Below are 22,367 nucleotides of genomic sequence, written 5' to 3'. Positions count from 1 at the left end.
CGGTATTGCGCTCACCAACATACAGGCGCATTCCACGTCGCCCAGTAATTGCTGCAATCGAATTCACGTCCCCGCCTGAAGCCGTCGTGGCGCTCGTAAGATGATCCAACGTCTTACAACCTTCTATCCGCTGGCGGTTCGCCAGCCCTATCCTGCATGCGCGTTGCGCCGGAATCTTGTCCGGGTGACATGCCCCATCTCAGAATCGGTTGCGTTGGCAACCCAGGGGGCCGACGGGCATGTCCACTTCAACCATGGGAACAGTAAGTGATCCGACAATCGCGGCATCACTATCGCCATGCAATACGATCTCACACCGGTTTCATCTGTGCGCCCTCAGGAATAACGCCATCCTTCAGGTAGCGCCATAGTGCAATCACCAGTCGCCGTGCGACAGCGACAATGGCGATGCGCCGCGCGCGGCGGTTCGGCCCCGTGCCCTGCGTGCGCTGGTTGAACCACTGTGTCAGTGCACTGTCGGGCTGGTAGCGCAGCCAGGTCCACGCCATCTCGATCAGCAGCGCGCGCACCCGCCGGTTGCCCTGTTTGCTGATCCCCTGGTCGACCTGGCTCTCGCCGCTGTCATAGGGCTGCGGCACCAGCCCGACGCACGCACCCACCTGGCGGCGGTTGCTGAACTCGCGCCAAAACAGCTCGAGCGCAAGGCGCGACGCGCCCACTTCGCCAATCCCTTTCAGGCGCGCCAGGTCATCGCTTCGCTGGCGCGCGGGTGCCGGCAGGCTCGCCTGGCGCGTCTTCTCCAGCGCCGCGAGTTGGTGCTGGGCCAGCGCGAGCCGTTCGCACTCGCGCAGCAGCCGCTCGCGCAGTTCGGGCGGCAGCGGCGCGCCGTCGTGGCACCGCACCTCGTCACGGGCGAGCCGGCTTGCGAAGGCCCTGTGATCGACCTCATCCCAGCAGCCAAGCGTGACCAGCAGCTTGCGCATCCGGTCGCGGTGCTGCAGCACTTCCTTCTGCAACTGGCCGCGATCGCGCATCAACTGGCGTGACGCCTCGTCCTGTGGCGACGGCACGTGCACCACGTGCATGCGGTCGCGCTCGCCGCGTAGCCACGCGCGCAGATTGATCACCAGCTTGATGGCATCGAGCCGGTCGGTCTTCGCGCGCCGCCTGTGACGTTCGACCGGGATGCTGGCCGGATCGATGACGTAGCACTCGATGCCGTGCGCCTGCAGCGCGCGACAGATCCAGAATGCGTCCTGGCCAGCTTCGTAGCTGACGACGATGCGCACGCCGGCCGGCAGCGACCACTTCAGCTTCTGCTGTTCGATCACGTCAAGCACGGCCTGCAGGCGGGCGGCGGCCTGGGGCTGCGCGACCGTGTGCACGGCCGGCCGCTCGCGCCGGCCATCGTGCAGCGCCACCTTCCACTTCCCGACGGCCAGTTCGAGCGATACCGCCAGTATGACGTCTTCAGCATGGGGTTCGGTAACGTGATTTGCGTCCATGATGCCCTCCATTGAGCAAGCCTTGGCCACGTCAATCTTACGACTCGGGCCTTGACGACTCTCACGCTCATAGGATCTCAGATGATGATGGTCGGTATGCCGCGAGCCGACGGCGGGATTCGGGCGTGTTCCGTCACGATGTATTCGGTCCCGCCGCCGATCGGCGTCTTCGTGATACCGTAGGCCGCGCCACCGACCTTCACGTCGACCGTGTCCCCGCCTCCGAGAACGCCATCCAGGTCGATTACGAGAGCCGGCGCGCCAACAGCGGTCAGCGACATAACGGACTCATCGGCCTTGCTCCGACCGGACACTGCGTATCCGTTCCCCTTCTTCTGAATCCAGATGGTCGAATACGCTCCGCCGATCAACTGGTTGAACGGCGCCTGATTGACGAGACTGGTAAGAGCGGTTGCTTGCGGCATATGTTCTCCTTAGGGGTTAGGTGATAACCGAATGTTGACTCGTTGTCGAATAGAAGCGAGTCCAGTTGCTGTTGAGCCAGCCAGTATCAGGCATTCGCTGACGTTTCGCAAAAAACCGCGGGAATTGGCGCGCGACTGGTACCCGTGTTCAATGGTCGGGAACCGCTAACCGTCGATATCGATCTCGCGACGAAAGAGGTTGCTGAACGCACCGTAAGGCTTCTCATTGGCCCGATAGAATTCGATTGTCTGTTTCATCGCGTCACTCCGCTAAGACCGCAGCTGCTTTCGAGCACGTATTCGCAGGCGGCCACCAGCGCGGCGTCGCGGCGACTACGCGCGATCGCCAGAATTGCCTGAACGATGCTGTTTCGATAATCAATATCGCCCGCAACTCCCTCTCCGAGCATGGCGATTGCATCGCCGAGCCGGATATCCTGCAGGCCTGTTTCGACAGTCGTGACGCTGTCGGGTGCGGCGTCGCCTTGCTGCGGTTCCCCCGCAGCTCCTGAATGACGCCCCGACCGCTCCTGGAGCACCGAATCGACGATCCGTCGGCCGAGTCGTTTTACGTCCGAGTGGGCGACCTTTCGCAGGTCCGGCAGCTTTACGATGGTTGCTCTCCCGTCGTACACCGAAACCGCGCTGCAAGCGACAACGCCATGCGCGATGATCCAGCGCGGCTTGATGGTCTCAACGAGGTACGGGAGTATGCAGATCCCTTGCGTCGGCGCCGCGAGCGCTTCGTCTCGCGTGTCCGTTGTCACGCCGAACACATTCGTCTCCAAACAGCGAAGCGGCGCGCAGCTCTTCATCAGCACCTCGAGCGTGTTGCGCGAGTGCGCGATTTCGGGCTTCCCGCGCCCCCGCCGATAGTCGCCGTAGTCGGACAGGAAGCGGGCCTTGTCGAGTCCGCGGCTGTCATCCCAGTACTTCCAGAATTCGCTCGCGAGCTTCGCCGCTCGATTGCTGCCGACGATAAATACGTCGCAGTCGAGTGGCGATCCATCGCACACAAACGGCCGCAACAGCAAGCCCTGCTTCGTCATCTTGCGGAGCTCGTCCGCGAACGCCTTGAGGCTGTCCATAGCGCAGCGTTTTCCTAATCGAATGAATACCGGAAGTCTGTCCGGTGCGAACCGCCCGGCGATCTCAACGAAACTCGTCTGATTCGTCGTCTCGCAACCAGCGTCGGCCTTTGCTCCACACGTCTTCGGGCGGGATCTCACCCGCACGCATCACAAATTCGGCGGGATCGAAAGCACGACACGACCGGATACCCGACTGGATCATGTCGAAGAGTTCCATCGGCGCTCCGATCGTACGCAACGCGCGCACCTGGTTCGTGTTCGAATCGACCAGCACGACGAGCATGACATTGCTGTCCGGCCTTTCCTCCGCCCAGTTTTTCATCACGTCGACGTGGGCTGCGATCGGTGCTGCCAGCGGCCAGACCCCGCCGCCGCCGGTTCGCAGTGCGAGCATCAGCATGCCCACGGGCAGTTCTGGCGTCTGCAACAGTGCGAGCCCATGAGGAATGCCCTGCACGCCGGCGATGTCCTCTTCGGAGACATCTGGTAATTGGAGCACCATCGTCAGCACGTCGCTAACGATAGTCGTGGCCAGCGCCATTTGGCCCGGTCCGGGCGAGTCGAGCGGAGAGGACTGGCCTACCGCTATTGTCGTTGCGCGCACCTTCATTTCTCTTTCCCCATTTCGCTTTTCCTTTCCTCTTCGTTCGCCAGCTTCAACAGCACGCTCGCGTGGCAACAATCGTCCTCATACGGCTGTTCGGGCTTCGGACACCAGCACCCCAGATTCTTCCCGCGGAGCTCGGCGCGAGCGGCCGCGACCAGCCGCTCATTCAAAGGCGCAAAACCAAGGTAGAGGCTCCACGCATGCCTACGATCCCGAACGATGCAACCCGGCAGAAACGGCGCTTCTTCCCCAACGACAAAAGGATTGCCCCACTTCGTCGTGCGGTCCACCTTTACGGTATTCGGTGGCATGCGCCAGCCCTTGATCCGCTTCAGTTGTACACGCTCAGGCATGCGACACCCCCGTCCGTCAGTAACCCAGCAGATCGCGAGCCGCGTGCAACGTCGCGGGAATCACGTCGTGTTCGATGAAGGTCCGACCGCCAGCGTCGACCACGGTCGTTGCCACAGTCAGCGTACCGTCGCCGTTGAAAAGCGTCGGCTCGGGTGGATAGTGCCCGTTGATCCATTCGATCAGCAGGGCGACGCGAACCGCGGTCTGGTAGGCGGCATACCGCTCGATGTCATCCGCGAGCCGCGCTTCCCGTACGCAGCGCATGCAATAGGCCCTGCCCAGCGCGATCGCATAGGCAAAGTCTCCGCCGAGCTTCGCGCGGGCTTCGCGTTCTGGCACGTCGTCGATCCAGAGGTATCGGTCGTCGGGCCCGCTCAATCGTCAAACCCGGGCTGCTTCAGAATGTGGGCCGGGGCCGGCGGGATCGAGGTCCAGCACGGATGTCCCGAGCCTGACAGCTTGCCCTGTTCTTCTGCGGTTAGCCTGAGGGCATCGTAGCCCTGCTCCTCAGCTGCTGCGGCCGGCGCAAAAGAACGCGTAATCGTCGTCGTGTTCATGTCGAGGTTCTCGGCCGACTACCGGTCGGCAACGGGGCGCATTTGGCGCCGGTCGATTTCCTGTCTGCAACGCAAGTCAAACCTTGCGCTGCGCGCGCAACTGAATACGCGCACATAATTTTCCCGCCTAGCTGCTTTCGAGGGCCGGCGCGGACGCAGGCGAGGCTTTCTCTTCGGGCCAGATTTCACAGCGGCACCAGTCGATCGTGCAGCACCGAAGATCGCCCATCATCTTCTCGATCATGGCACCGTAAAACTGCTCGACCGAGTAACGGACGTCAACCGACAACGGCCCCATAAAGTCGATCGCGTGGTGACCCTTGATAGGCGCGAGCAGCAGATCTTCAGCCGCGTTGTGCCTGCCGGGTAACTGGAATCGCGGCTCCATCAGCGCTTGCGTGTACGCGGTCAGAATGACCTTCAGCACGTCGGCGTAACGCATCTCGGCGTGATAGATCCCGCCGAGCACGTTGTCGCGAATTGCCTGCCACGTCGGGTCGCAGTTTTCCCGCTTGATGTAGCGGAACAGAGCTTTCAGCGTTTCGTCCATCGCGTTCCCTCGTTCAGTTGTGGCCGGTTAGCAGTTGCCTGCCCGAAGGTTCAGGCGACGCGAATCTTCAGCGCAAACCGCAGCAAGGTGCGGATACAGGCCCATCCCGATCAGTTCCTGAATGCACTGGTTGCGCGAGCGAAGGAACCAATCAGACATGTCGTCGATCGTGACCGCTTCGGAACTCTCCCACATCCGCTTTGCCACGGTCCTTTCGTTGTCGTTCAATGGCTGATCGGTCTTCAGGAGATCTGCGTCCGGCGTGCGCGCCGCCTGGCCGGTCCGCCGGGGCGCCGGCTCATTCAAGCGACCTTTATCGCTCGCGCCTTGGGCAAATCCCGATCCGAGATCCGGGCCACCAGCCGTCCCCAGTCCCGCTGGCGCAAGTTGCGAGGCGAGCCTTTTCAGTGCGCCCCAGAAGTCTTTAAGATCGTCGGTCGGGGAAGAGGATGAGACCGGCGCGGAAAAGATCCATTCCAGTGCAGTCAGAACCAGCGTGCCCAGCTTCACGATCGTCCAGAAGTTATCGGACTGAAGCATGAGCACGAACTGGCGCAGCAGGTCCTTGTCCGGATTGACGGACTGCAACCCGACCAGGAACGCAATCCCGACGGTGTAGAAGAAGTTCTTGACGATGGGCATGGTGACTCCGTGTTGATGAAGATACAGTTGGCTACCCGGCTCGGGCGCGCACGCCCGAGATGTTGATCCGGCCGGAGATCCTCCCGACCTTGTACCGCGCGACTACGGGCGAACCACGCGACACCTTTTCATAGAACGATTCGCCCACGTCGATCAAATCGCTGCCGATCCCGATATCGACTTCGAGCGTCCACCTGTCCGGGTGGAAAATCGGCGTGGGCATGGAGGTCTTGGTCGCAGCGTTGTACATGTAGATGTACTGGGTGTAGGCCGGACGGAAGGCCTTATCCCTGACGGTTCCTCTCCTGCTGGATTCGGGCACGCCACAGTAATCGAACAGATGGTAGATGCCCGCCGCGCCGAGGCAGACGAGGATCACTACAAGCGCCAGCATCGCGAGAAGAAGGAGGCTGCCGATGATCGTGTCGGCCGGCCAGTCCATCAGACCGTCCAGGAAAGTGCTGACCATGTCTCTCACGAATCGCACATCCAGGTTAGGCCGCCACGTGCTGCTGGGGCTCGACAAATTCGACGTGCCGAAGCGCGCACAGGCCAATGAAATCGGCTCTGCCGAACGCATGGATATAGGAGATGCCCCGGGCACACACCATGAACACTTCCTCCCCACGATGCAACGCGTATTGCGTGCGCGCCACGTTCCGAACGGTACCAACACCGGGCATGTCGTAATCGACAATGCAGATGATGCTGGTCTTGGCGGCTAATCTGGCGAGACGCTCGTAGTCGATCGATCCTGCATAGCCGGCAAGCACGAATTCCGGTGGCTGTTGTTCTGTGAACATAGGAAGGTCTCCTTGGTCAGTCACGGTCCGGCGTCGTTACCCGGATACACAGACCTCTCAAGGCCCGCATTTGCTCGGCCTGATGCTGCGCAACCACCTCGGGGGTCAACGTGCTCGCGTACCGGATGTTCTCGACAGCCGAACAGAGGTTCAGCCACAATTCCTCGCTGGAAATTGGTGGTATGCCCGGACGGTCGCGAACGCCGTCAATCGAATACGAGAGAACCTCTTCCGGCATGCATTCCCGAAGCTGCGTTTCGTCGTTCGCATCTTCTTCCCCGGAAAGCGAGCCAACGGCGGTATGGATCGTGAATTTGAACCGTAGAGTCATGCTCTTTCTTCCATGTCAGCGGATATCTTCGACATACCGCGCCGCAAACTCCGCGGGTTCGTACCGCCATGCCTCGATAACCGCAGACAGTCGCTCCACGGCCAGAGCCTTGTCCCGATCACACATGAGCTCGTAGATCGCGAGCATCTTTCCCAACCAGGCGGCCTGCCCGTTGTTGCCACAGGGTTGCTGCACAACCGTTGTCAGTTGGTCAGCCCGCTCACGAGATAGCGTGTGCAGATTCCAGGCGAACTCGAGCATCTGCCCCAGAGTCATTGCACCGCGACCGGAAACCTCGCCACCGAGAGATTCGACCTGGCGGACTTCATAGTCATACAGGGGAACCTGGTATGCGCCAGTGCGACCCGCCACCTCCCTTCGGAGTCTGGAGGCTATCGTGTTGAGCACGTGACCATCGTGCGTGTGGTGATAGTTCCGGTCGATGTCGGCGCGGATGGCCTCAAGACTCGTTGCAACTGCCCCGGCGAGCATCCTGTAGTCGGAACCCACCTGCTTCAACTCGCCGGCGACGCGTTCCGCTGCATCGCGTTCTCTAAGCAGGCAGTTGGCCGCAGACTGCTTGTCCGACCGGTACATTCGAACAGTAGCCACCAGTGCAAGGCATAGCAGCGCGTTGGCGGCGATCGAAATCCAAAGGCAGTACGTCATTTCCATTTTCCCGTGTTCAGCCAGCATGGCCACGATTTGCGGCGTCAGCGCCCCGTTCGTGCGGCCTTAGAGCGGTCCCGTCAAACCTGTTCGACTGGAGCCGCGAGCAGTTCCTGCATCAGCGCGTGGGTCTTCGGCGCCTTCTTGCCGGTTGCCATTTCCTTCGCGAAGCATGCGGTCAGATCGGCCCACCCGGAAACGAGTCGCGACCATTCGGGGGAGACCCCGGCCATCTTCTGCACCTGGTCGTGCGCACCGCTCGCATCGAGGAACAGGATGCAGCGCCGCAAATCGCTTGGATCGTGCGGATGTTCCGTTCCGGCGCTCGCCGGGACGCCAAAGAGGGCCTTGCACATCGCGTTCGACGACAGGCCGCGCTCGCCCTTGCGCAGCCACATGGCTACAGCATTGAGGCCGAGGTTGGCCGCAGCAAGATAGTCAGCATGGCGCTTTGCGGAAACCGGAAGATCGAGCTGGCGCAGTTCGTCGAGCGCAGCCGGCTCGCCGATTACGTACGTCGCGCCGATCAGATCCGCGATATCCATCGCCATCAGTGCCTTCTTGCTAAATCCGTGAGACAGCATCTGGAATGAGGACAGCGGGACAGATCCATAGACGACGCGACATCCGCAGATCGTCTTGATCGTGAACCCTTCATCGCCGAAACCATCGTCCCCGCCCACCCGCATTGTGAATCCTTCGCTCATCTCGACACCTCCCGCTGTCCTCTGCCCTTCGACCAGGCACGCCAAAACTTCACCGTACCGGAACGTCACTGCCGTTCAAGACTCCAGCTTTCGTCAATCCCCGCTGCCGTACTGGACGCGCCGCCACGACTGACCTCGCGCGATATCGGCGAGAAGCGCGTCGAGTTCACCCGTCGACAGTTCGGCAAGCGATCCGAAATAGGCCGACTGCCCGTACTGGTTGTCGTAGGTCACGCTATCAATATCCGGCAGCAGGAAGTGCCAGCGGATGCGAACGCGATCACCCCGCTTCAGGTTCCAGAGAATCTGTTCCGGAAATGGCAGACCAAGCGCATACCAGTCCTTCTCCGCGATCAGTTTCTCGATATCGGGCCGGTGGATCTGCTCCCCGGCGGCGCGGCGCTCCGACTCGCGGTGCCTGACACCATCGTTCCATGCGTCCTCGAGCTCGTCGCTATCGCGTAGCAGGTTCGGGATCGGCTCGGCGGCGTACAGGTAGCCCGCGCGTGCGGCGAACTCGTAGGCCGCAGCGCGGTGCCGGTCGAACGCGACGCTGCCGATCTCGTCAGCAACGACGCGCAGCCGCATCAGCGCGTACTCGCACCGCGCGTTCAGCGCCAGCGAGAACAGACTTTCGTTCTCTTTCCGTTCTGGATTTAGCGGGGAGCGGGGCATGTCCCCTGAGGAGTGCGCGGCGGACATGTCTGCACTTACAGGTCGACGCCGGTGCTTCCACTGATCGCCTGTGCGATCATCCGCGCGAGATGAAGCGCATCCGTGATGTCGGCCACGCCCACGTCCGCGCTTGCCCCGCCGATTTGTTCCGCACCAGGGAGCGAAGGCGCCTCTGCGATATGGAAGGTCACGGAGAAGGTGTTGTCCGCGCCATCCGACCAATCGAATCCAAGCAATTCGGCGCCTCTATACCGATACGGCATCAGGGAGACTTTTCGAGGCGCTACGGGCAAGCTGGCTTCGATCACCTTCCGGATGTCCTCGACGAAACGTATCGCTTCGGCACTGGGCACCGGATTGTTCATCGGGCCCGCCTCGATCAGGACAGCGCTCGCAACTTCCATGTTCATCCCCGTTTCTCGCGTTAAGCACAAGGATGCAGGGTATGGATCGCGCGACCGGACAACAATCGCGAATGAGCGCCCATCAGGGCATGTTTCACCCCATTGCACGCTCAATGTCCCTTCATAGACGTTCCACACGCCAAGACCGTATGCGTATCAGCTAACAGCGGACAGGGCGCTGCGGATGAGCCACGGGCAAAGCCCTATGTCGCTGCTGGTCAGAAAAAGCGGTAGGCTGTCGGCTTCAGGCTGAAAGGAGCGCGCCATGTGCGGTCGATATTCCCGTGGGCAGAAGGATCTGTTCTACGTCGAACCCCTCATGACAGACGCGAACGATCCGCGATTCACGGGGCACCCCGAGATTTTCGCTCCGAACTGGAACGTCTCACCGGGCACCCGACAACCGGTTATCGGACCGGACGGCCCGCGTCTGGAAATGTGGGGGTTCCGCCCCGCGTGGGCCGTCGCGCGCAAAGTGCCGATGATGATCAACGCGCGGCTCGACAAGGCAGCGTCGAGCACCTGGAAGGCGATGTTCAGATCGGGCCGCATCCTTGTCCCCGCTGACGGGTGGTACGAATGGTTGCCTATGGACGGCAGGAAGCAGCCCTACTTTATCCAGGCCAATTCAGGGCCTCCCGTCTACTTTGCCGGGCTGAGCAGTGCGCGTCCCGACGCTCCCGTGCATGACCCGGCGCCCGGCGTTGTCTTTGGCTTCGTCCTCGTGACGGCGCCGGCGGAAAGCGGCATGCTCGACGTGCACGATCGCCGGCCCCTTGTGCTGACACTGGAAGAAGCCAGGGTCTGGTTAGATCCGGCGACCACGCTCGAGGAAGCGCTGCATCTCGCCAACAACGCTGGCAAGACCTCAGACGATTTCCACTGGCATAAGGTGACACCCGAGATGAACCGCACGGGCAACAACAGCCCGGCTTTCAACGATCCGATTGACGCGGACACGCCGACGACAAAATGACGGAAGCCAAACGGTGGTAGCCTGGGTCAGGATATCCCTGGCGATCATGCACGCTGCCAGCCCTGCGCGATCATTTCTGCGTACGGCAGCACATCGGCATCGTCCTCCGGTTCCTCGGTGAAGACCTGCAACAGAGCCGGCTCGTTGATTGCCCACATGACCTGATCCACAACGAGAAAGCGCCCGGCAGGCGTCACCTTCAGTGACATGCCGACCACTGGAACGAAAGGGAGATCGACCTCGATTTTCAGGTCCTCGACTTCGTATTCCGCGTCGGGTGCGGATGGTCTGGAAAAATGGTGAATGACTGACTTCATCCGTCGCGCTCTTGCATGATTTGGTTCGTGTCAGGAATGGCGTGGTTGAACCGTACAGGAACATCGCGGTATTTCAAGGTCTCGCAGACTGATCCGCACGCGCCGCCGCGCCGCCGCACGGAAAGCTTCGCGGTAATGTACCGAGAAGTGTGCAAAAAGCTGCTGGCGGGAAGATGCTGAGGAAGGGTGGCCGTGGTGTAAGTTGATGAATGTCGAGTTCCTCAACCTGCCCTCGGGAGGGCTTACGCCATGGCCACGACCAAGCGTAGTACGAACCGGCCGCCAGTGGAAGCGCTGGTTGCCGGCGACCGGGACCTGATGAAGGCGCTCATGAAGGATGCGCTTCAGGAAGTGCTCGAAGCGGAGATGACCGAACTGCTGGGGGCATCGCCTAACGAGCGGACCGAGACACGCAGTGGCTATCGAGCCGGTTATTACGGCCGCGGGCTGGTGACGCGCATCGGCAAGCTGGAGCTTCGCGTGCCACGCGACCGTCACGGCGAATTCTCGACCGCCTTGTTCGAGCGCTATGCGCGCAGCGAGAAAGCGCTGGTGGCTGCGCTCGCCGAGATGTACGTGCAGGGCGTCTCTACCCGCAAGGTCAAGGCGATTACCGAAGAGCTATGCGGTCACAGCTTCTCGGCCTCGGCGATCTCGGCCATCAATAAAGGGCTCGACGCAACGCTGGCGAAGTTCGCGCATCGGCCGCTCGAGGAAGCGTATCCGTATCTGATTGTCGATGCTCGCTATGAGAAGGTGCGTGAATCAGGCGTGATTCGCTCGCAAGCGGTGCTGATTGCCATCGGCATCAACTGGGAAGGTCACCGGCAAGTGCTGGCCGTGGAGCTGGCTAACCGCGAGAGCCATTCGAGCTGGAAGGAGTTCTTGCTGGGGCTGAAAAAGCGCGGGCTCTCAGGCGTGGAGTTCGTCGCCTCGGACGATCATGCGGGCCTGAAGAAGGCCATCGGCGAGGTGCTTCCTGAGGCCGCCTGGCAGCGCTGCTACGTGCACTTTCTGCGTAATGCACTGGACTATCTGCCACGCAAGGCCGATGACGACTGCTTGCAGGAGTTGCGCTGGATGTACGACCGACGCGATCTGCAGGAGGCGCAACGAGACCTCGCGGCGTGGATTACCAAATGGCAGGGCAAATATCCGAAGCTCGTGGATTGGGTTGAAGGCAACATTGCCGAGACGCTGACGTTCTACCGGCTGCCGCGCGCGCATCACAAGCATTTGAAGTCGACCAACATGCTCGAGCGATTGAATGAAGAGATCAAGCGGCGCACGCGCATCGTGAGGATCTTCCCCAACGAGGCCGCGTGTCTGCGCTTAGTCAGGGCGCTTTGCAGTGAAACGCATGAAACGTGGCTGGAGGACAGCCGCTATCTGAACATGGCCCTGCTGGCCGAGCAGAAGAAGGAGTTCTTGCGCGCTGCTGCATAGCGGGCGTGCGGCGTGCGGCGTGCGGCGCTGCGGGCTACGCCCTTCGCACCGCACGCCGCAAAGAAGGATCAACTGAAACCACCGACATCCGGTTTCTGCACACCTTGACGCACACAACTAGCTTCGCCGCTGCGCTACGCTGTATAAAAATACATCGGTTGGGGCATAAAATAGGGAGCGGGTACAAATACTTACCGCCGCTGCAGCGCCGAGCTCCCGGGGATCTACGGTCGGAATATGGGACATCTTTGAGCGCGAGCCGGGCTTACCTGATCCGCCGACGCCCGCCTGCCTAGACAGGCCTACAAAGGCGAGCCGGGTCGGCACGCGAGGCGCAGAATGCGCAGTGGCGGGTCGACTGCGCCTGGGTGCGCTGGGGCGGACTTTCTTCGACGAGGCAAGGATGACGGTAGTAGTTCGGGAAGTGGTGGATGGCTGGTTGATCGCCATGAACGATGAGGTCGGGAGACGCGCAGCGCCCGGCGCTCTGTTTCGCATGGGGCGCATGTCGATGGACGGGCGATATCCGGTCGTTGAAACACTCCAGCCCGGATGGAGTGCCGGCACCCAGCACTTTATGCCGTTCAAGGACGAGGCGGAGGTCCGCGAATTCCTGTTGGGACTTGGCTTTACAGAGTTGCCTCGCTGGACGCCTGGCACACCGCGACTGTCGCTCGAAGGACCACGTTAACCGCACCGCCACCGATCGTTGGGTATCGGCGGCGGTGCCTGAGTATCGGAGGGGATCGTGACGGACCTACCTGAAACCGACCTGCCTCAGGCCGACGGCGCCGACCCGGCGACGGTTTTCACCGCGGCGTTGGGTGTGCTGTTCAAGACACACCCGAACCCCGCACTCCTCCTTTCCGAATGGGAGAAAATCGCCACGCAAATGCCGCTCATGGTCCTGAAAAACGGCGCCACGAATGTTTCGCACGACGCAAACGTCGTCATCGCGCAAGGCCTGCTGCATATTGCACGCGAGGCGGCGCGCGGCAGTTAGACACGCGGTCTTGACGCGGTCTTGGACAGGCCTTCGCCGGGCAGGCGTTGCACCGACGGTCGCCGCAGTAACGTTGCGCCACACTCTCGCTGGCGCGCGCATGCCGCGTTTTCTCTATACTGGCGAGCCAATCAATTCCTCTTCGAGGTTATAAAAATGCCACCATCCATCACGCTAGATGTTCAACTCAGCGCCGACGCAGTCCGTGTCCTCATGCAGATTCCCCGCGACACGCTGGAAGGTTGCACCCCGGTTCCGGTCGACATCATCAATCGTCGCGCGGTGCTCGAAAAAGCAGAGGGCATGGCCGCCGCGCTCCGATCGGTGTTTCTCGGCATGAAGCCGATTAACGAAACTGCCGCCTTCGTTCAATTGCGCGACGAAGTTGCAGACTTTGGGACCTGGGTGAAATCGCAGCTCGACGCGCTCAACGCGGCAGAGGTGAAGTAGCCGAAGGCTGCTCGCCCCCGGCACGCGCGGGCCTCGTGGTCCGCGTTTTCATTTGCGCGTCGAGACCCACAACTCCCCTTCGCTTTTTGCCTCATCAAGCGCGAGCATCTGGAGGTATGCGCCCCACGCATCGACCGGCCGCGAGCTGTTCGCCTCCTTTAGCCAGCGGGCGCGCTCACCTTCGGGCAGGGTGTTGAACCACGTTACGCCCTTGTACGGCTCGGCGTGACGGTCGGCCGGGAACACGCCGCCGCCCAGTTCCTCATCGCCATCAAAGAGCCGCAGGCTATAGCCGCCGCCGGGGGCTTCCGCGCGCGGCGTGACCTCGTATCGATAGTGCGGCATAGCTCACTCCTTCGGAAAGTGCTCACGCATCCAGGCGCTCGCTTCGTCGGCTGAACCGAATTTCCCAAGCACCTCAGCCTGTTCGTCGGGTCGCTGCGCCGTCCGAACGACAGAAACGCTGCCCGCCCTGTCCGTCGTCAACGACGGCCGCGTGCGGTATTCGCACCATCTGGCCTGCTCCCGCTCCGCCAGCAAACAAGCGGTGTCATAGTCATTCGCGACGCCTAGGTGCGTCGGGCGGTCCCACGCGCCACCATTCAGGCACCGAACGTCGATCCTGCCATCGGGCAGCATCACACCGTATGGCTTGTCCCACCACGCATCGAGGTCTGCCTTGCTCCGGTTTTCGTTGGGCGTGTCATGAAATCCTTGCGGGAGCTTCGGATCGAGTGGGATTCTGGCTGGCATGGACGGATGCTCCTCGGACGCATTGGAACGCCTATTGTGCCCGATCAGCGCGCGCAGCTATTAGCGATGATCCCCACGGTCTACCGCCAACCGCGAGGCAACGATTTGCGCAACTTTCGGAAGGCAACCGGCGCACTGACCCAAGCAGTAATTACCGCAAGGTCTGCTCACCGCCCCGACCCGCGGACAAGAAATGTCCGACTGTGAAAAGTATGACCCACAGTTACCCCCGACTTTCCTAGCTTTCGTTCTCGAAATACGTACTGACCAGGCCAAAGACAAAAGCGGCAGCAAGGGCGCACCACTGGGGCGCGCTTGACACGACCACGTTAGGTTGAAAGGAATGCGTTACGCATAGAAGGAACGACCCAATCAAGCACAGCCCGAATAAGCCGTCGAAGATTTGCCTTTTCATGTCTTCGTCTCGAATTTTCCGCGGTCTATTCAGTGTAGGCGCGGAGAGCTTCTCGGCCCCCGTTTCCTTCCGGCATCGCGTTCACAATGCGTCGCAGTGCAGCCCTGTATAGCGGGCCTGAGTTGACTAGCTCTGCCAGAGCCTTTTGCTTTATCAACGCAAGTTGCTCTGCGGCGACGTATTCGTCGCGCTGAAAGAGTCGCTTCCAAACGCCGAAGGCGATGTACCTTTCGGTGGACACCTTCATTTCCAGAACTGCTTTCCGCACCGCGAATTCCTCAGGGGGAAGCATGCCGTCAGGCACGCTTTCCCCTGGAGGCTCGATGTAGTGTTCGGCAAGCGGATCAACAAGATAGCGGATCGGTTGCCGGTCATCGTCGTAGACCACTAACGTATTGTCGAATGCGGCGAACTTTCGAACGTAAAGCGGTTCCCCTGCTTCTTCTTGCATAGCGCTATTTTTCCGAGCCGTTAATCTGAGGAACTTTGCGATCGAGCTAACGTGAGGCAATCGGCCCACGGCTTATTTCGGTCGGCGTCCAAGTTTGCGATTGCACGCCTGTAAAGCGGGCTTCCTCTGTCCGGCACCGTCTGATCTTTGAACTCCGACGGAAGAATAAACCCTACGCCAAATTTGAGGCCTAGCGGCAGGAACGCTGAGAACAGCGCTTCTGAGCACGCGAAACGGATCTCGATGACATCCGCTTCCTCATCGCAAACGAGGTCTTCAAGATCACGCGGCGACCGCGCGATGCGTTGGACTTCCTTCCTGAAATTCATGTGTATCCCCGATTTTCCGCGGTATTTGGCTGCCTATTCGATGACTACCGAATTGGTGTTGCCAGTCCCTTTTGTCGATTGCTGGATGTTGCCGCCGCGAGATAATGCGGTGGCTCCGTCGCCAATCCTCACTTCGTTCACGTTACCGGAAAGAGGGTTGCCGCGAGCGTCACACGGAAACATGCGATGCACGATAACAGGCAACGCAACCTGATTGGGCTTGTCGGGCGAATGCTTGTACTCGGTCAGAGAACACGCGTTACCTTCGCGCGTCAGCAGCACGCCCGAGGCAGGACCGCCGCTTATCGACGTCCCGGCGCGCGTGTCCTTGATAACCACGGGCTTACCGGCCATCGCTACGCTTGCCACGCTCGCAAGCGCGAGCATCAAAATCAGTTTCTTCATTGTGGTAACTTCCCGTCGTGCTAGCTTGCCGACCGTTGAGCGTTCTGTGCGCTCATCGTGCCCTTCGTGAATGAGCCTCGCGCTTCCTGATCGCCATGAAAGCGCCGATCAAACTTGGAATAGGCTTCATTGGCATCGCCTCTCACGGCTTGCTGGCCGAGGTGAAACGCGTATTCCAACGCGGACTCGCGTTCGGTTCGCCAAGGATGATAGGCTACCACCGCTGCTGCGGCCATCGTTACGATCGCGGCCTTGAGAAAGATTTTGGATGGCAGGTCTTTCATCACAATTTCGGATCAGTTAAACGGATTTAGTGCGCGGATCACTTCGCCCACGACTTCCGCGCGAAGCTCGGCGTACTCCTTCGGCCACTTCTGAAAGCACCGTGCAGTGAAATCGTCATCACGGTGAGTATTCGGGCTTGCCGCGCCTACCGTTCGCCAAGATCGGGCGCAAGCGCGCTTTGGTCTCGTTGTTCATAATCGCATTTTCCGTTGTTTGCTTCGGCCGAAATGACGCGATCACAGGCGCGAAAGCCAGCCGCGAGCGTGTTTGATGGCATCGAATTTCGACCAGGTTGCCTTGCTGGAAAATCAGGTCGTATTCGTGCCAGCCGGTGCCGCCAAACGTGTCACGATGGTAGACGTTCAACGTACCGTCAAAGCACAAATCTCCGATCAGGCGCTGCGTGTTGCCATCGTCGTCACGGTGGCCGGCGCACTCCGAGCGAAGCAATCTCCCATCGCACGAAACCATGTACACATCGAGCGTGCAGTTGAGAGCCTTCGTCTGGTACTCCTCTCCGTCGTATCCGTCCGGCATCCGATAGTCGAACCGCAGATCGTCGTACATGCCCATATGTTGATTCCCCGATTTTCCTAAGCGTGGCGTCGTGCGACGCCGTCTAGTTCGTCCAGCACCGCGTCGCGATACCGTTCGAACACAACCCAATTCTTAAATTTGCCGTTGAACCACGAACGCTCGCCGACTTTAACTATCGGCTTCACGATATCCCGCAACGCGTCGGAATATGTGATTCGCACGGTCATGTCGCCGCGCTCTAGAAGGTCTGTTTGGATAGCTCCAAGGCCGTCGATAATGTAGATGCGTCGATCCATGCTTTGCGTGGTCACTCACCGTCATCATCGCCAGCTTGGGCGACCGAGCTACTGCCGCCCGGATAGCCCGCTGCCCACAGCTTCACCAGTTCTTCAGGAACCGTCTTGCCGCCGCCGATTGGGCCGAACGTAATGGTGTGGCCCACGTTGCCCGAGTGAGGGCTGAATTTGAACGGCTCTTTCTTCTCTTCCATCGACTGCTCCAAAGGAATTTTCCGTGGTCACTTGCCTAGGCGCTTTGCTTTCTCTACCGCGCGATTTGCAAGATGGTCTGCGACCTCTTGCGCGAAGCGCTTAGGGGCACCGTTAGCCAACTCATTGCCGAAGAAGCTGGCGACGTACCCTGCCGAAACACCTTCTTCCGTCTCCGAAGCGATCAACGCGATTGAAGCGCCGTGCGGCGAGAGACCGGCTTGCATATCCCACGCGATGCCGATTGCCCCGAGCTTGTCCGCAGCTTCGCGCAGGATCGTCATCGCGGGCTCGTTGTCCAGAATGTTCACGATATTTTCCGATGCCCGCCGTGGCGGGCGCAGTGTCTCAGTCGGTTGACGGTTGCCCGCACGCACGGGCAACGATCAACCGGCTATTCGCCTCAAAGCGGCTTATCGTTATCGCAGACGGCAGACAGATTGATTTTGGTTACATCTCCGTCAGGCGCGTAGGAAACGTCCTTTACATATTCGCGGCAAACGTGACCGGCCTGGCTTCGCCAAGTTTGCAACTGAACACTGGCCTTACCCGCCGTGAACGTGCTAACGGACAGCAACGTCCCGTTTCCGGGAACAAACTCTTCTGCTGCGACTGCCCCGCCGCAAATGCCGACTGCTGCGAGTGCGATCATGATCTTCAACATATTTCCACCTTGTTCGTGCTGTCTACCGGCCAGCAGTCGGGGTGCTCGCGCACCTTGTGTTTTCCTGTACCGCGCTTTGAGGCGAATTTTCCGTTGTCAGTTCGACTTCTTCCACGTACCGTCGCCTTGGCACACGAGAGCCCGCTTGTTGCTAGATGCTTCGATGTTCGCACGTGGCGAGTCGAAACAGTTAGTGACTGGCTTGCGTGTGAGCCCGTGCCAACCGATCACCAACATCGCTACCGCGACGGGAATCCCAATCCATTTCATCGTGTCTTTTTCCTATTCGTTTTCAGCGGACCCAATCCGCCGCTGCGCGGCAAGGGCCAGCCGCGTGAATCGCTCATAGCGGTTGGTCCGACGCTTGTACTCAACCATGCCGATAACAAGTAGCGTCAACATGGACCACGGAAACAACTTGCGTCAGCCGTATGCGATCCGTCCCCTAGTGCGTGCGGAAACGCGGTCAATTCGCGCGGTTGACGCCGCACACTCCCGCTGGTTCTTTTCAACAAAATCAGTCAACTCGAGAGACGCATTACTCTGCGTGGTGCTTTTCCGATTTTCCGATGTTAGTTCGCGCCTTTTTGCTCGCGACGCACCGCACATCTAGCCCGTTTCAGGTTCGCGCCCCCGAAGCTGAATCCCAACTGCCATGCGAGAATCCCGAAAAAGGCAACGAAGACCGCCATAATCACAGACACAAACAGCTCGGTTAGCCCATACGGCTTCGTGCCGAACGGCCGAGTGACGATTGCCCCGTAGACAGGCCACGTTGCATACAAAAATGCACCAGAAACAACGAATCCGATGAACGCTCGAATCGCCGTCTTGAGAATTTGCTTCATGGGGCCAATTTCCGATCACTTGCCGCGCGAGCGGTTCAACACAATTCCGAAGCCTGAAGCCGCGAGACTCAAGGCAAGTGCACCAGGACCAGCCTGCCGCGCAAACGCATCATGCGGGTTGATCGCGTATGCCCCAATGAACAGGAAACACGCCAGCACAACCACTGTTGCGGACGCGTACCCAAAGAACTTTTCCATTGCAGTCTTTTGAGTGGCTACCGGCCACCTTCGGGGCACAAAATCGCGCCGGCTTTTCCGCTCAGTTATGCCGAGCAGCATCGCGAGCATCCATTTCAGCGTCCAAAGCAGCCTCCCACCCTGGGACGTTGTGCGAAATGCTGTTCAAAGCGTCGCTAGAATGATCCTCGAACCAACGAATGGACTTCTGAGCGGCTTCATAGAATGTCTCATTGCCTGCTTCGAAGTCGTCCATCAGCGGATCGAAGTCCGTGCGTGCCTCGTAGTTTTCGCACCAAGCTTGCTGTTCTTTTGTGTACTTGCCTTTGTGAAACTTCATCGCGCGCTCTCCAAGTGTCCAGACGTGGGCAGCACATGGCAATGGCTAGGACCGATACCCGAATGCCAGTCGTCAAGCTCACACCGCTGTTCGCGCAAGTCGCGACTCAACGCCATGTAGCAGCCAGGCGGCCCGCCGGTAGCCTGATACCGGAATGCCTTCGGAACCTGTGCTTCGGGACCCACGCGATAGGCCAGATCAGCGTATCTCAGTTCTCCGGCCGCCAACGCAGCCCGAGTGCGATCCTTCAGCTTCGGCAATTTGCTCACGTGCTTTTCCGATGTCAGTTGGCCAAGGGGACAGCGCTCATGATCGTCACGCGCGTGACCTTCGGATTGGTCTCGATCTTTTTTTGCAGCCATGCCCAGTCGGCTTCGGTCTTGATCTCGCGCGACAAGCAGCCGACTTGCGTACTGCTTCCGGTCTCATTCGGGTCATTGCGCCCGCCCACGTAGCTCAACGCTATGCGGTATTTGAATGGCGCATCCGCCGTGCATTTCAAAGGCTCGCCGGCGCTTGCGGTGGTCATAACGCCCGCAAGCGCGAGCAGCAAAGTCACATTCTTCATTCTGCTTCCAGTGCCGCGCGTGCGCGGAGAATTTTCTGAAGCTAGGTTTGCTGCAAATGCTGTCGAGGTACATCCCACGAGCGCGAGTGCTAAAGCAAGTTTGTTCACGTTATTTGCCGTCCTATGCTTGCGCGAGCTTAGCCTTTCGCTACAGGACCGACTCGCGAAACTTCTCGGAATTGGCCTGGATACGTTTTAGCCGCATACGCTTCCGCTTCGGCTAGGTTGCTGCATTCGATAAATTCCGAGTTGCCGACCAAGGCAGAATTCAGTTCCTGGCCGTCCTCGTCGGAAACAGTCTTGCCGTGACTCCAGAACTCGCGCCACTTATTTTCCATACCCCTGTAAGCGTAGTTAATCTTGAAAAGCGATTTAGCCATAGGTGGCATCCTCTGCGTGTGATTGTTTTTCCCCTGTGTAGCGTCACGCTATGGAAAGTACGGCGCTACGTTCACTTTTACGATCAGTTCTGCGGTTTCCACGTGCCGCTCGCGCACGCTACGGCCGACCCGTCCGCCGCCGCCTTGACACCTTGACCGGCCTCGCTACACACGCCCACTCGCGCCCAAAATCTCGATTTACGTGAAGTCATGATTTTCCGTTAGTTTTGACCGTCCACGCCGTCATCGCCACATCGGCGACACGTCCAGCGCGATCCATGACCAAAATCACCTACGGGCTGGTTTTTGTCATGACCGTATTTCTCGCAGACCGCCTTCGGGCTGCGGATCAATTCGAACAGCTTTCGATAAAGAGACTTGAGCATTATTTTCCGTTATCTGGCTTTGCTGTGGTACGAAGCCATAACCCAATTCATCGCCGCGAGCAGTGCATTGACCAAAATGAGCCCGATCAAAAGAAACGCCATCCAACTGACCACCTGTAGAAGCACAGCTTCCGAGCTGCGAAAGTAGAACGCAGCGGGCGCGATAACGGCCATGCCTGCCAGGTCATCCATCCACTGTGTCGCTTGGAAGGGCGGCACGCGGCCACGCAGATTCGGAACTCGGTTGAGCAGAAGGAACACACCCGCGATCAAATAGCGCATACAACCGAGCGCACCACCGATTGGCGTCAACCATATCAAACGTAGGTGCTGTACTTCAGGCAATGACGAGAACGCGAGGACCAGTCCGAAAATCAGCGCCCCGACATAAAAGGGAATATCCAGAATCGCAAATGCGACCGGGTGCGCGTTCCGCAATTTTCCAATTTTTCTGATTCTGTTCAGCATGGTTGCTCCGGTTTTCTTGATTTTCCGGTGGTTTAGTGAGCGAACCTCGTGGCGATATCGAGTGCGCCCGCGAGCGCGACATAGAACGCGACCGTGCCGAATGCAGCGATAGCGATCCTCTGGTCCTGGCCGCGCTGAAGCGCGAACAGGTGCGTCGCAACCTTGCCCGTCTTGCGCCAACTGTCCGCATACGCGGCCCTCGCTGACGCGCCGGGTGACATGACGAACATCATCATCTGGAGGGTGAGAGCCGGCAGCATAGCCAGCCCGATTGCCTGAAGCACCATCTAACTTCTCCTTTCCTCGTTGTCAGTCACAGTTCTCGCCTAGAACGAGCAACTGGGCGTCCGCTGGTACATCAATATCGGCGAGGCCAAACATATCCAACGTCTCGTGATCAGGGCGAAGGGGATAGACCGCCTGCTTCAGTTGGGTCATCTCGCCCGCCGCCAAACCATGCTTCGCGAGCCAGTCGAGATAGGCTTGGCGGTGTTCCGCTTTTACCCCGTAGTCCAACCGGTCTGCCTTGCACGTCCGGCAGAACTCCTCGTCGGCGAGCGCTGCCATCAGCTCACCGCCACGTGTCGGCTTGAGTTCAAGCGCGTATCCGTTGAGTTTGTAGATGGAGAAACCTCCGCACGTGTGCGATAACGCGCCCCATTCGCTTTCGTCCCTTCTGATCGACGGTCGCCACAACACCAGCCAAGGCCCGTTATCGTCAAGCCAGAACTCGTTCGAGCGAGCGTCATTTCCCCATCGCCTCAACATAATTTTCCGACCTACTTACGTTTATCGAATTGGCGGTAGTAAGGCACGCTCGGCATCTGCGCCGCTCGGACTGCTGCCTTGCTGTTCACCTTGCGGCTTTCCAGCAGGCTTTCCATGAACCACGTCTTGCCGCTGCCCGTAGTTCCGATAGTGACGGTGTGCCCGACAGTACCGCTCTGTGCGAGCGAAGTGCGCCCGCCAGGGTGGCCGGTTTGCGCGACCTTCAACAGATCATCGTTTATATTGCTCATTGCGTAATTTTCCGTTGTGTCAGTGCGGAAGGGTTCCAGCCGGTCGGCTCAGAAGGAGCGCTGCCTGATCCAGCGAAATGAGGTCGCGGGCCAGCTTTCGTCCTTGCTCGGCCCAGCGGCGAGCCTCATCGAACTTGCCGTCATTGAGAGCGACCGAGAAAGCCACGAGGCCGCCGATAGCCTGTTCCTTGCTCAACTCACCAGCCTTGAAATCGTCGAGCAGATGCCCGAAGAACGATTCGAGATTGATTTGATCTTTGGTCACGATATTTTGGCAATGTCCCACAGACAGTTGAAGGTTGGGACGGCGGGTGCGGCATAGATTATGCGACCTTGCGATCATGGTCAATGTTGGATTTCGAGGGCGAACGCTTCAGGGCG

42 protein-coding genes are annotated in these 22,367 nt (G+C 59.7%); 5 read left to right on the top strand and 37 right to left on the bottom strand.

The features are described from left to right. Positions 1–311 precede the first annotated feature (311 nt). The 16 genes from HV711_RS29580 to HV711_RS29500 form a co-directional block, all read right to left on the bottom strand. Entirely contained in the window at positions 312–1,466 is a 1,155-nt protein-coding gene (locus HV711_RS29580) for an IS110 family RNA-guided transposase (protein WP_035477128.1), read from the bottom strand. A 77-nt stretch (positions 1,467–1,543) separates the two neighbouring features. Then, positions 1,544–1,891, bottom strand: a complete 348-nt coding sequence (locus HV711_RS29575) for a hypothetical protein (RefSeq protein WP_035477132.1) — start codon at positions 1,889–1,891, stop codon at positions 1,544–1,546. A gap of 254 nt (positions 1,892–2,145) precedes the next feature. After that, positions 2,146–2,979, bottom strand: coding sequence for a hypothetical protein (locus tag HV711_RS29565; RefSeq protein ID WP_035477134.1), 834 nt, complete (start codon positions 2,977–2,979; stop codon positions 2,146–2,148). Positions 2,980–3,043: 64 nt separating this feature from the next. Beyond that, positions 3,044–3,592: a hypothetical protein gene (locus HV711_RS29560; protein WP_175145509.1), complete on the bottom strand. Its 549-nt coding sequence runs from the start codon at positions 3,590–3,592 to the stop codon at positions 3,044–3,046. After that, positions 3,589–3,942 carry a DUF4326 domain-containing protein gene (locus HV711_RS29555; protein ID WP_035477140.1) on the bottom strand — a complete coding sequence of 118 codons (354 nt, stop codon included), beginning with the start codon at positions 3,940–3,942 and terminating at the stop codon, positions 3,589–3,591. The genes HV711_RS29560 and HV711_RS29555 overlap by 4 nt, the downstream gene beginning before the upstream one ends. Positions 3,943–3,958: 16 nt before the next feature. Continuing rightward, positions 3,959–4,282: a hypothetical protein gene (locus tag HV711_RS29550; protein WP_208459261.1), complete on the bottom strand. Its 324-nt coding sequence runs from the start codon at positions 4,280–4,282 to the stop codon at positions 3,959–3,961. Positions 4,283–4,317: 35 nt separating this feature from the next. Further along, positions 4,318–4,500: a hypothetical protein gene (locus HV711_RS29545; protein WP_175145507.1), complete on the bottom strand. Its 183-nt coding sequence runs from the start codon at positions 4,498–4,500 to the stop codon at positions 4,318–4,320. 127 nt (positions 4,501–4,627) lie between these two features. Further along, positions 4,628–5,050, bottom strand: a complete 423-nt coding sequence (locus HV711_RS29540) for a hypothetical protein (protein ID WP_035477145.1) — start codon at positions 5,048–5,050, stop codon at positions 4,628–4,630. A gap of 27 nt (positions 5,051–5,077) precedes the next feature. Next, the gene (locus HV711_RS29535; protein WP_035477148.1) at positions 5,078–5,692 is read right to left on the bottom strand and encodes a hypothetical protein; all 615 of its coding nucleotides are present in this window, start codon (positions 5,690–5,692) and stop codon (positions 5,078–5,080) included. A gap of 31 nt (positions 5,693–5,723) precedes the next feature. Continuing rightward, positions 5,724–6,161, bottom strand: coding sequence for a hypothetical protein (locus HV711_RS29530; RefSeq protein WP_035477150.1), 438 nt, complete (start codon positions 6,159–6,161; stop codon positions 5,724–5,726). Between the two features lie 25 nt (positions 6,162–6,186). Further along, complete coding sequence (locus HV711_RS29525) at positions 6,187–6,495, bottom strand: hypothetical protein (protein ID WP_035477152.1); 309 nt, start codon at positions 6,493–6,495, stop codon at positions 6,187–6,189. A gap of 16 nt (positions 6,496–6,511) precedes the next feature. Then, positions 6,512–6,826 carry a hypothetical protein gene (locus tag HV711_RS29520; protein WP_035477153.1) on the bottom strand — a complete coding sequence of 105 codons (315 nt, stop codon included), beginning with the start codon at positions 6,824–6,826 and terminating at the stop codon, positions 6,512–6,514. A 15-nt stretch (positions 6,827–6,841) separates the two neighbouring features. Then, a complete protein-coding gene (locus tag HV711_RS29515) occupies positions 6,842–7,522 on the bottom strand; it encodes a hypothetical protein (protein WP_244142770.1) in 681 nt (226 codons plus the stop codon). A gap of 53 nt (positions 7,523–7,575) precedes the next feature. Then, positions 7,576–8,271, bottom strand: coding sequence for a hypothetical protein (locus tag HV711_RS29510; protein ID WP_175145506.1), 696 nt, complete (start codon positions 8,269–8,271; stop codon positions 7,576–7,578). Between the two features lie 24 nt (positions 8,272–8,295). After that, positions 8,296–8,877 carry a hypothetical protein gene (locus tag HV711_RS29505; protein WP_175145504.1) on the bottom strand — a complete coding sequence of 194 codons (582 nt, stop codon included), beginning with the start codon at positions 8,875–8,877 and terminating at the stop codon, positions 8,296–8,298. Between the two features lie 35 nt (positions 8,878–8,912). Beyond that, a complete protein-coding gene (locus HV711_RS29500; protein ID WP_175145502.1) occupies positions 8,913–9,281 on the bottom strand; it encodes a hypothetical protein in 369 nt (122 codons plus the stop codon). A gap of 265 nt (positions 9,282–9,546) precedes the next feature. Between HV711_RS29500 and HV711_RS29495 the strand changes: the two genes are divergently transcribed. Then, positions 9,547–10,257: an SOS response-associated peptidase gene (locus HV711_RS29495; RefSeq protein ID WP_035477163.1), complete on the top strand. Its 711-nt coding sequence runs from the start codon at positions 9,547–9,549 to the stop codon at positions 10,255–10,257. Between the two features lie 44 nt (positions 10,258–10,301). Here HV711_RS29495 and HV711_RS29490 read toward each other — a convergent pair whose 3' ends face one another. Next, complete coding sequence (locus HV711_RS29490; protein ID WP_035477165.1) at positions 10,302–10,574, bottom strand: hypothetical protein; 273 nt, start codon at positions 10,572–10,574, stop codon at positions 10,302–10,304. A gap of 249 nt (positions 10,575–10,823) precedes the next feature. Between HV711_RS29490 and HV711_RS29485 the strand changes: the two genes are divergently transcribed. From HV711_RS29485 to HV711_RS29470, 4 genes are all read left to right on the top strand, one after another. Next, on the top strand, positions 10,824–12,020 hold the full coding sequence (locus HV711_RS29485) for an IS256 family transposase (protein ID WP_035477168.1): 1,197 nt from the start codon (positions 10,824–10,826) through the stop codon (positions 12,018–12,020). 403 nt (positions 12,021–12,423) lie between these two features. After that, positions 12,424–12,711, top strand: coding sequence for a hypothetical protein (locus HV711_RS29480; RefSeq protein ID WP_082201368.1), 288 nt, complete (start codon positions 12,424–12,426; stop codon positions 12,709–12,711). A 57-nt stretch (positions 12,712–12,768) separates the two neighbouring features. Continuing rightward, entirely contained in the window at positions 12,769–13,023 is a 255-nt protein-coding gene (locus HV711_RS29475) for a hypothetical protein (RefSeq protein WP_035477173.1), read from the top strand. Between the two features lie 156 nt (positions 13,024–13,179). Beyond that, the gene (locus HV711_RS29470; protein WP_175145500.1) at positions 13,180–13,473 is read left to right on the top strand and encodes a hypothetical protein; all 294 of its coding nucleotides are present in this window, start codon (positions 13,180–13,182) and stop codon (positions 13,471–13,473) included. 48 nt (positions 13,474–13,521) lie between these two features. On the opposite strand, the gene HV711_RS29465 is transcribed toward HV711_RS29470, so the two are convergent. From HV711_RS29465 to HV711_RS29370, 20 genes are all read right to left on the bottom strand, one after another. Then, positions 13,522–13,818: a hypothetical protein gene (locus HV711_RS29465; RefSeq protein WP_035477180.1), complete on the bottom strand. Its 297-nt coding sequence runs from the start codon at positions 13,816–13,818 to the stop codon at positions 13,522–13,524. A 3-nt stretch (positions 13,819–13,821) separates the two neighbouring features. Beyond that, positions 13,822–14,226, bottom strand: a complete 405-nt coding sequence (locus tag HV711_RS29460) for a hypothetical protein (protein WP_035477183.1) — start codon at positions 14,224–14,226, stop codon at positions 13,822–13,824. 440 nt (positions 14,227–14,666) lie between these two features. Then, on the bottom strand, positions 14,667–15,092 hold the full coding sequence (locus tag HV711_RS29455; protein ID WP_051223904.1) for a hypothetical protein: 426 nt from the start codon (positions 15,090–15,092) through the stop codon (positions 14,667–14,669). Positions 15,093–15,454: 362 nt separating this feature from the next. Then, on the bottom strand, positions 15,455–15,826 hold the full coding sequence (locus tag HV711_RS29450; RefSeq protein WP_035477188.1) for a hypothetical protein: 372 nt from the start codon (positions 15,824–15,826) through the stop codon (positions 15,455–15,457). Between the two features lie 20 nt (positions 15,827–15,846). Further along, positions 15,847–16,110 (bottom strand): hypothetical protein, encoded by a 264-nt coding sequence (locus tag HV711_RS29445; protein WP_035477191.1) that lies wholly within the window; start codon positions 16,108–16,110, stop codon positions 15,847–15,849. Positions 16,111–16,228: 118 nt separating this feature from the next. After that, positions 16,229–16,678, bottom strand: coding sequence for a hypothetical protein (locus HV711_RS29440; protein WP_175145498.1), 450 nt, complete (start codon positions 16,676–16,678; stop codon positions 16,229–16,231). A gap of 26 nt (positions 16,679–16,704) precedes the next feature. Then, the gene (locus HV711_RS29435) at positions 16,705–16,959 is read right to left on the bottom strand and encodes a hypothetical protein (RefSeq protein WP_175145496.1); all 255 of its coding nucleotides are present in this window, start codon (positions 16,957–16,959) and stop codon (positions 16,705–16,707) included. Beyond that, positions 16,956–17,138: a hypothetical protein gene (locus tag HV711_RS29430; protein WP_035477200.1), complete on the bottom strand. Its 183-nt coding sequence runs from the start codon at positions 17,136–17,138 to the stop codon at positions 16,956–16,958. The genes HV711_RS29435 and HV711_RS29430 overlap by 4 nt, the downstream gene beginning before the upstream one ends. Positions 17,139–17,165: 27 nt before the next feature. Continuing rightward, positions 17,166–17,447: a hypothetical protein gene (locus HV711_RS29425; protein ID WP_035477202.1), complete on the bottom strand. Its 282-nt coding sequence runs from the start codon at positions 17,445–17,447 to the stop codon at positions 17,166–17,168. 92 nt (positions 17,448–17,539) lie between these two features. Further along, entirely contained in the window at positions 17,540–17,800 is a 261-nt protein-coding gene (locus HV711_RS29420) for a hypothetical protein (RefSeq protein WP_035477205.1), read from the bottom strand. Between the two features lie 572 nt (positions 17,801–18,372). Beyond that, positions 18,373–18,648 carry a hypothetical protein gene (locus tag HV711_RS29415; RefSeq protein WP_035477208.1) on the bottom strand — a complete coding sequence of 92 codons (276 nt, stop codon included), beginning with the start codon at positions 18,646–18,648 and terminating at the stop codon, positions 18,373–18,375. Positions 18,649–18,663: 15 nt separating this feature from the next. Next, entirely contained in the window at positions 18,664–18,846 is a 183-nt protein-coding gene (locus HV711_RS29410) for a hypothetical protein (RefSeq protein ID WP_035477211.1), read from the bottom strand. A gap of 61 nt (positions 18,847–18,907) precedes the next feature. After that, on the bottom strand, positions 18,908–19,165 hold the full coding sequence (locus HV711_RS29405; RefSeq protein ID WP_035477214.1) for a hypothetical protein: 258 nt from the start codon (positions 19,163–19,165) through the stop codon (positions 18,908–18,910). Positions 19,166–19,448: 283 nt separating this feature from the next. Beyond that, a complete protein-coding gene (locus HV711_RS29400) occupies positions 19,449–19,841 on the bottom strand; it encodes a hypothetical protein (protein ID WP_175145494.1) in 393 nt (130 codons plus the stop codon). Between the two features lie 29 nt (positions 19,842–19,870). After that, positions 19,871–20,113 (bottom strand): hypothetical protein, encoded by a 243-nt coding sequence (locus HV711_RS29395; protein WP_035477220.1) that lies wholly within the window; start codon positions 20,111–20,113, stop codon positions 19,871–19,873. Between the two features lie 395 nt (positions 20,114–20,508). Continuing rightward, positions 20,509–20,967, bottom strand: coding sequence for a hypothetical protein (locus tag HV711_RS29390; RefSeq protein WP_035477223.1), 459 nt, complete (start codon positions 20,965–20,967; stop codon positions 20,509–20,511). A 32-nt stretch (positions 20,968–20,999) separates the two neighbouring features. Then, a complete protein-coding gene (locus tag HV711_RS29385) occupies positions 21,000–21,254 on the bottom strand; it encodes a hypothetical protein (protein ID WP_035477225.1) in 255 nt (84 codons plus the stop codon). A 22-nt stretch (positions 21,255–21,276) separates the two neighbouring features. Then, positions 21,277–21,735, bottom strand: coding sequence for a hypothetical protein (locus HV711_RS29380; RefSeq protein ID WP_035477227.1), 459 nt, complete (start codon positions 21,733–21,735; stop codon positions 21,277–21,279). Positions 21,736–21,746: 11 nt separating this feature from the next. After that, complete coding sequence (locus tag HV711_RS29375; protein WP_035477229.1) at positions 21,747–21,986, bottom strand: hypothetical protein; 240 nt, start codon at positions 21,984–21,986, stop codon at positions 21,747–21,749. Positions 21,987–22,005: 19 nt separating this feature from the next. Beyond that, the gene (locus HV711_RS29370) at positions 22,006–22,251 is read right to left on the bottom strand and encodes a hypothetical protein (protein WP_175145491.1); all 246 of its coding nucleotides are present in this window, start codon (positions 22,249–22,251) and stop codon (positions 22,006–22,008) included. Positions 22,252–22,367: the final 116 nt, after the last annotated feature.

The organism is Paraburkholderia phenoliruptrix (genome assembly GCF_902859825.1).
Lineage (GTDB): Bacteria > Pseudomonadota > Gammaproteobacteria > Burkholderiales > Burkholderiaceae > Paraburkholderia > Paraburkholderia phenoliruptrix.
This window is presented reverse-complemented; position numbering and strand designations above follow the sequence as displayed.

What these genes read in the sequence shown, in the direction of transcription:
- HV711_RS29580 (WP_035477128.1), bottom strand. Translation starts at nt 1,466, where the DNA reads ATGGACGCAAATCACGTTACCGAACCCCATGCTGAAGACGTCATACTG.
- HV711_RS29575 (WP_035477132.1), bottom strand. Translation starts at nt 1,891, where the DNA reads ATGCCGCAAGCAACCGCTCTTACCAGTCTCGTCAATCAGGCGCCGTTC.
- HV711_RS29565 (WP_035477134.1), bottom strand. Translation starts at nt 2,979, where the DNA reads ATGGACAGCCTCAAGGCGTTCGCGGACGAGCTCCGCAAGATGACGAAG.
- HV711_RS29560 (WP_175145509.1), bottom strand. Translation starts at nt 3,592, where the DNA reads ATGAAGGTGCGCGCAACGACAATAGCGGTAGGCCAGTCCTCTCCGCTC.
- HV711_RS29555 (WP_035477140.1), bottom strand. Translation starts at nt 3,942, where the DNA reads ATGCCTGAGCGTGTACAACTGAAGCGGATCAAGGGCTGGCGCATGCCA.
- HV711_RS29545 (WP_175145507.1), bottom strand. Translation starts at nt 4,500, where the DNA reads ATGAACACGACGACGATTACGCGTTCTTTTGCGCCGGCCGCAGCAGCT.
- HV711_RS29540 (WP_035477145.1), bottom strand. Translation starts at nt 5,050, where the DNA reads ATGGACGAAACGCTGAAAGCTCTGTTCCGCTACATCAAGCGGGAAAAC.
- HV711_RS29535 (WP_035477148.1), bottom strand. Translation starts at nt 5,692, where the DNA reads ATGCCCATCGTCAAGAACTTCTTCTACACCGTCGGGATTGCGTTCCTG.
- HV711_RS29530 (WP_035477150.1), bottom strand. Translation starts at nt 6,161, where the DNA reads ATGGTCAGCACTTTCCTGGACGGTCTGATGGACTGGCCGGCCGACACG.
- HV711_RS29525 (WP_035477152.1), bottom strand. Translation starts at nt 6,495, where the DNA reads ATGTTCACAGAACAACAGCCACCGGAATTCGTGCTTGCCGGCTATGCA.
- HV711_RS29520 (WP_035477153.1), bottom strand. Translation starts at nt 6,826, where the DNA reads ATGACTCTACGGTTCAAATTCACGATCCATACCGCCGTTGGCTCGCTT.
- HV711_RS29515 (WP_244142770.1), bottom strand. Translation starts at nt 7,522, where the DNA reads ATGCTGGCTGAACACGGGAAAATGGAAATGACGTACTGCCTTTGGATT.
- HV711_RS29505 (WP_175145504.1), bottom strand. Translation starts at nt 8,877, where the DNA reads ATGCCCCGCTCCCCGCTAAATCCAGAACGGAAAGAGAACGAAAGTCTG.
- HV711_RS29500 (WP_175145502.1), bottom strand. Translation starts at nt 9,281, where the DNA reads ATGGAAGTTGCGAGCGCTGTCCTGATCGAGGCGGGCCCGATGAACAAT.
- HV711_RS29495 (WP_035477163.1), top strand. Translation starts at nt 9,547, where the DNA reads ATGTGCGGTCGATATTCCCGTGGGCAGAAGGATCTGTTCTACGTCGAA.
- HV711_RS29490 (WP_035477165.1), bottom strand. Translation starts at nt 10,574, where the DNA reads ATGAAGTCAGTCATTCACCATTTTTCCAGACCATCCGCACCCGACGCG.
- HV711_RS29485 (WP_035477168.1), top strand. Translation starts at nt 10,824, where the DNA reads ATGGCCACGACCAAGCGTAGTACGAACCGGCCGCCAGTGGAAGCGCTG.
- HV711_RS29480 (WP_082201368.1), top strand. Translation starts at nt 12,424, where the DNA reads ATGACGGTAGTAGTTCGGGAAGTGGTGGATGGCTGGTTGATCGCCATG.
- HV711_RS29470 (WP_175145500.1), top strand. Translation starts at nt 13,180, where the DNA reads ATGCCACCATCCATCACGCTAGATGTTCAACTCAGCGCCGACGCAGTC.
- HV711_RS29465 (WP_035477180.1), bottom strand. Translation starts at nt 13,818, where the DNA reads ATGCCGCACTATCGATACGAGGTCACGCCGCGCGCGGAAGCCCCCGGC.
- HV711_RS29460 (WP_035477183.1), bottom strand. Translation starts at nt 14,226, where the DNA reads ATGCCAGCCAGAATCCCACTCGATCCGAAGCTCCCGCAAGGATTTCAT.
- HV711_RS29455 (WP_051223904.1), bottom strand. Translation starts at nt 15,092, where the DNA reads ATGCAAGAAGAAGCAGGGGAACCGCTTTACGTTCGAAAGTTCGCCGCA.
- HV711_RS29450 (WP_035477188.1), bottom strand. Translation starts at nt 15,826, where the DNA reads ATGAAGAAACTGATTTTGATGCTCGCGCTTGCGAGCGTGGCAAGCGTA.
- HV711_RS29445 (WP_035477191.1), bottom strand. Translation starts at nt 16,110, where the DNA reads ATGAAAGACCTGCCATCCAAAATCTTTCTCAAGGCCGCGATCGTAACG.
- HV711_RS29440 (WP_175145498.1), bottom strand. Translation starts at nt 16,678, where the DNA reads ATGTACGACGATCTGCGGTTCGACTATCGGATGCCGGACGGATACGAC.
- HV711_RS29430 (WP_035477200.1), bottom strand. Translation starts at nt 17,138, where the DNA reads ATGGAAGAGAAGAAAGAGCCGTTCAAATTCAGCCCTCACTCGGGCAAC.
- HV711_RS29420 (WP_035477205.1), bottom strand. Translation starts at nt 17,800, where the DNA reads ATGTTGAAGATCATGATCGCACTCGCAGCAGTCGGCATTTGCGGCGGG.
- HV711_RS29415 (WP_035477208.1), bottom strand. Translation starts at nt 18,648, where the DNA reads ATGAAGCAAATTCTCAAGACGGCGATTCGAGCGTTCATCGGATTCGTT.
- HV711_RS29410 (WP_035477211.1), bottom strand. Translation starts at nt 18,846, where the DNA reads ATGGAAAAGTTCTTTGGGTACGCGTCCGCAACAGTGGTTGTGCTGGCG.
- HV711_RS29405 (WP_035477214.1), bottom strand. Translation starts at nt 19,165, where the DNA reads ATGAAGTTTCACAAAGGCAAGTACACAAAAGAACAGCAAGCTTGGTGC.
- HV711_RS29395 (WP_035477220.1), bottom strand. Translation starts at nt 20,113, where the DNA reads ATGGCTAAATCGCTTTTCAAGATTAACTACGCTTACAGGGGTATGGAA.
- HV711_RS29390 (WP_035477223.1), bottom strand. Translation starts at nt 20,967, where the DNA reads ATGCTGAACAGAATCAGAAAAATTGGAAAATTGCGGAACGCGCACCCG.
- HV711_RS29385 (WP_035477225.1), bottom strand. Translation starts at nt 21,254, where the DNA reads ATGGTGCTTCAGGCAATCGGGCTGGCTATGCTGCCGGCTCTCACCCTC.
- HV711_RS29380 (WP_035477227.1), bottom strand. Translation starts at nt 21,735, where the DNA reads ATGTTGAGGCGATGGGGAAATGACGCTCGCTCGAACGAGTTCTGGCTT.
- HV711_RS29375 (WP_035477229.1), bottom strand. Translation starts at nt 21,986, where the DNA reads ATGAGCAATATAAACGATGATCTGTTGAAGGTCGCGCAAACCGGCCAC.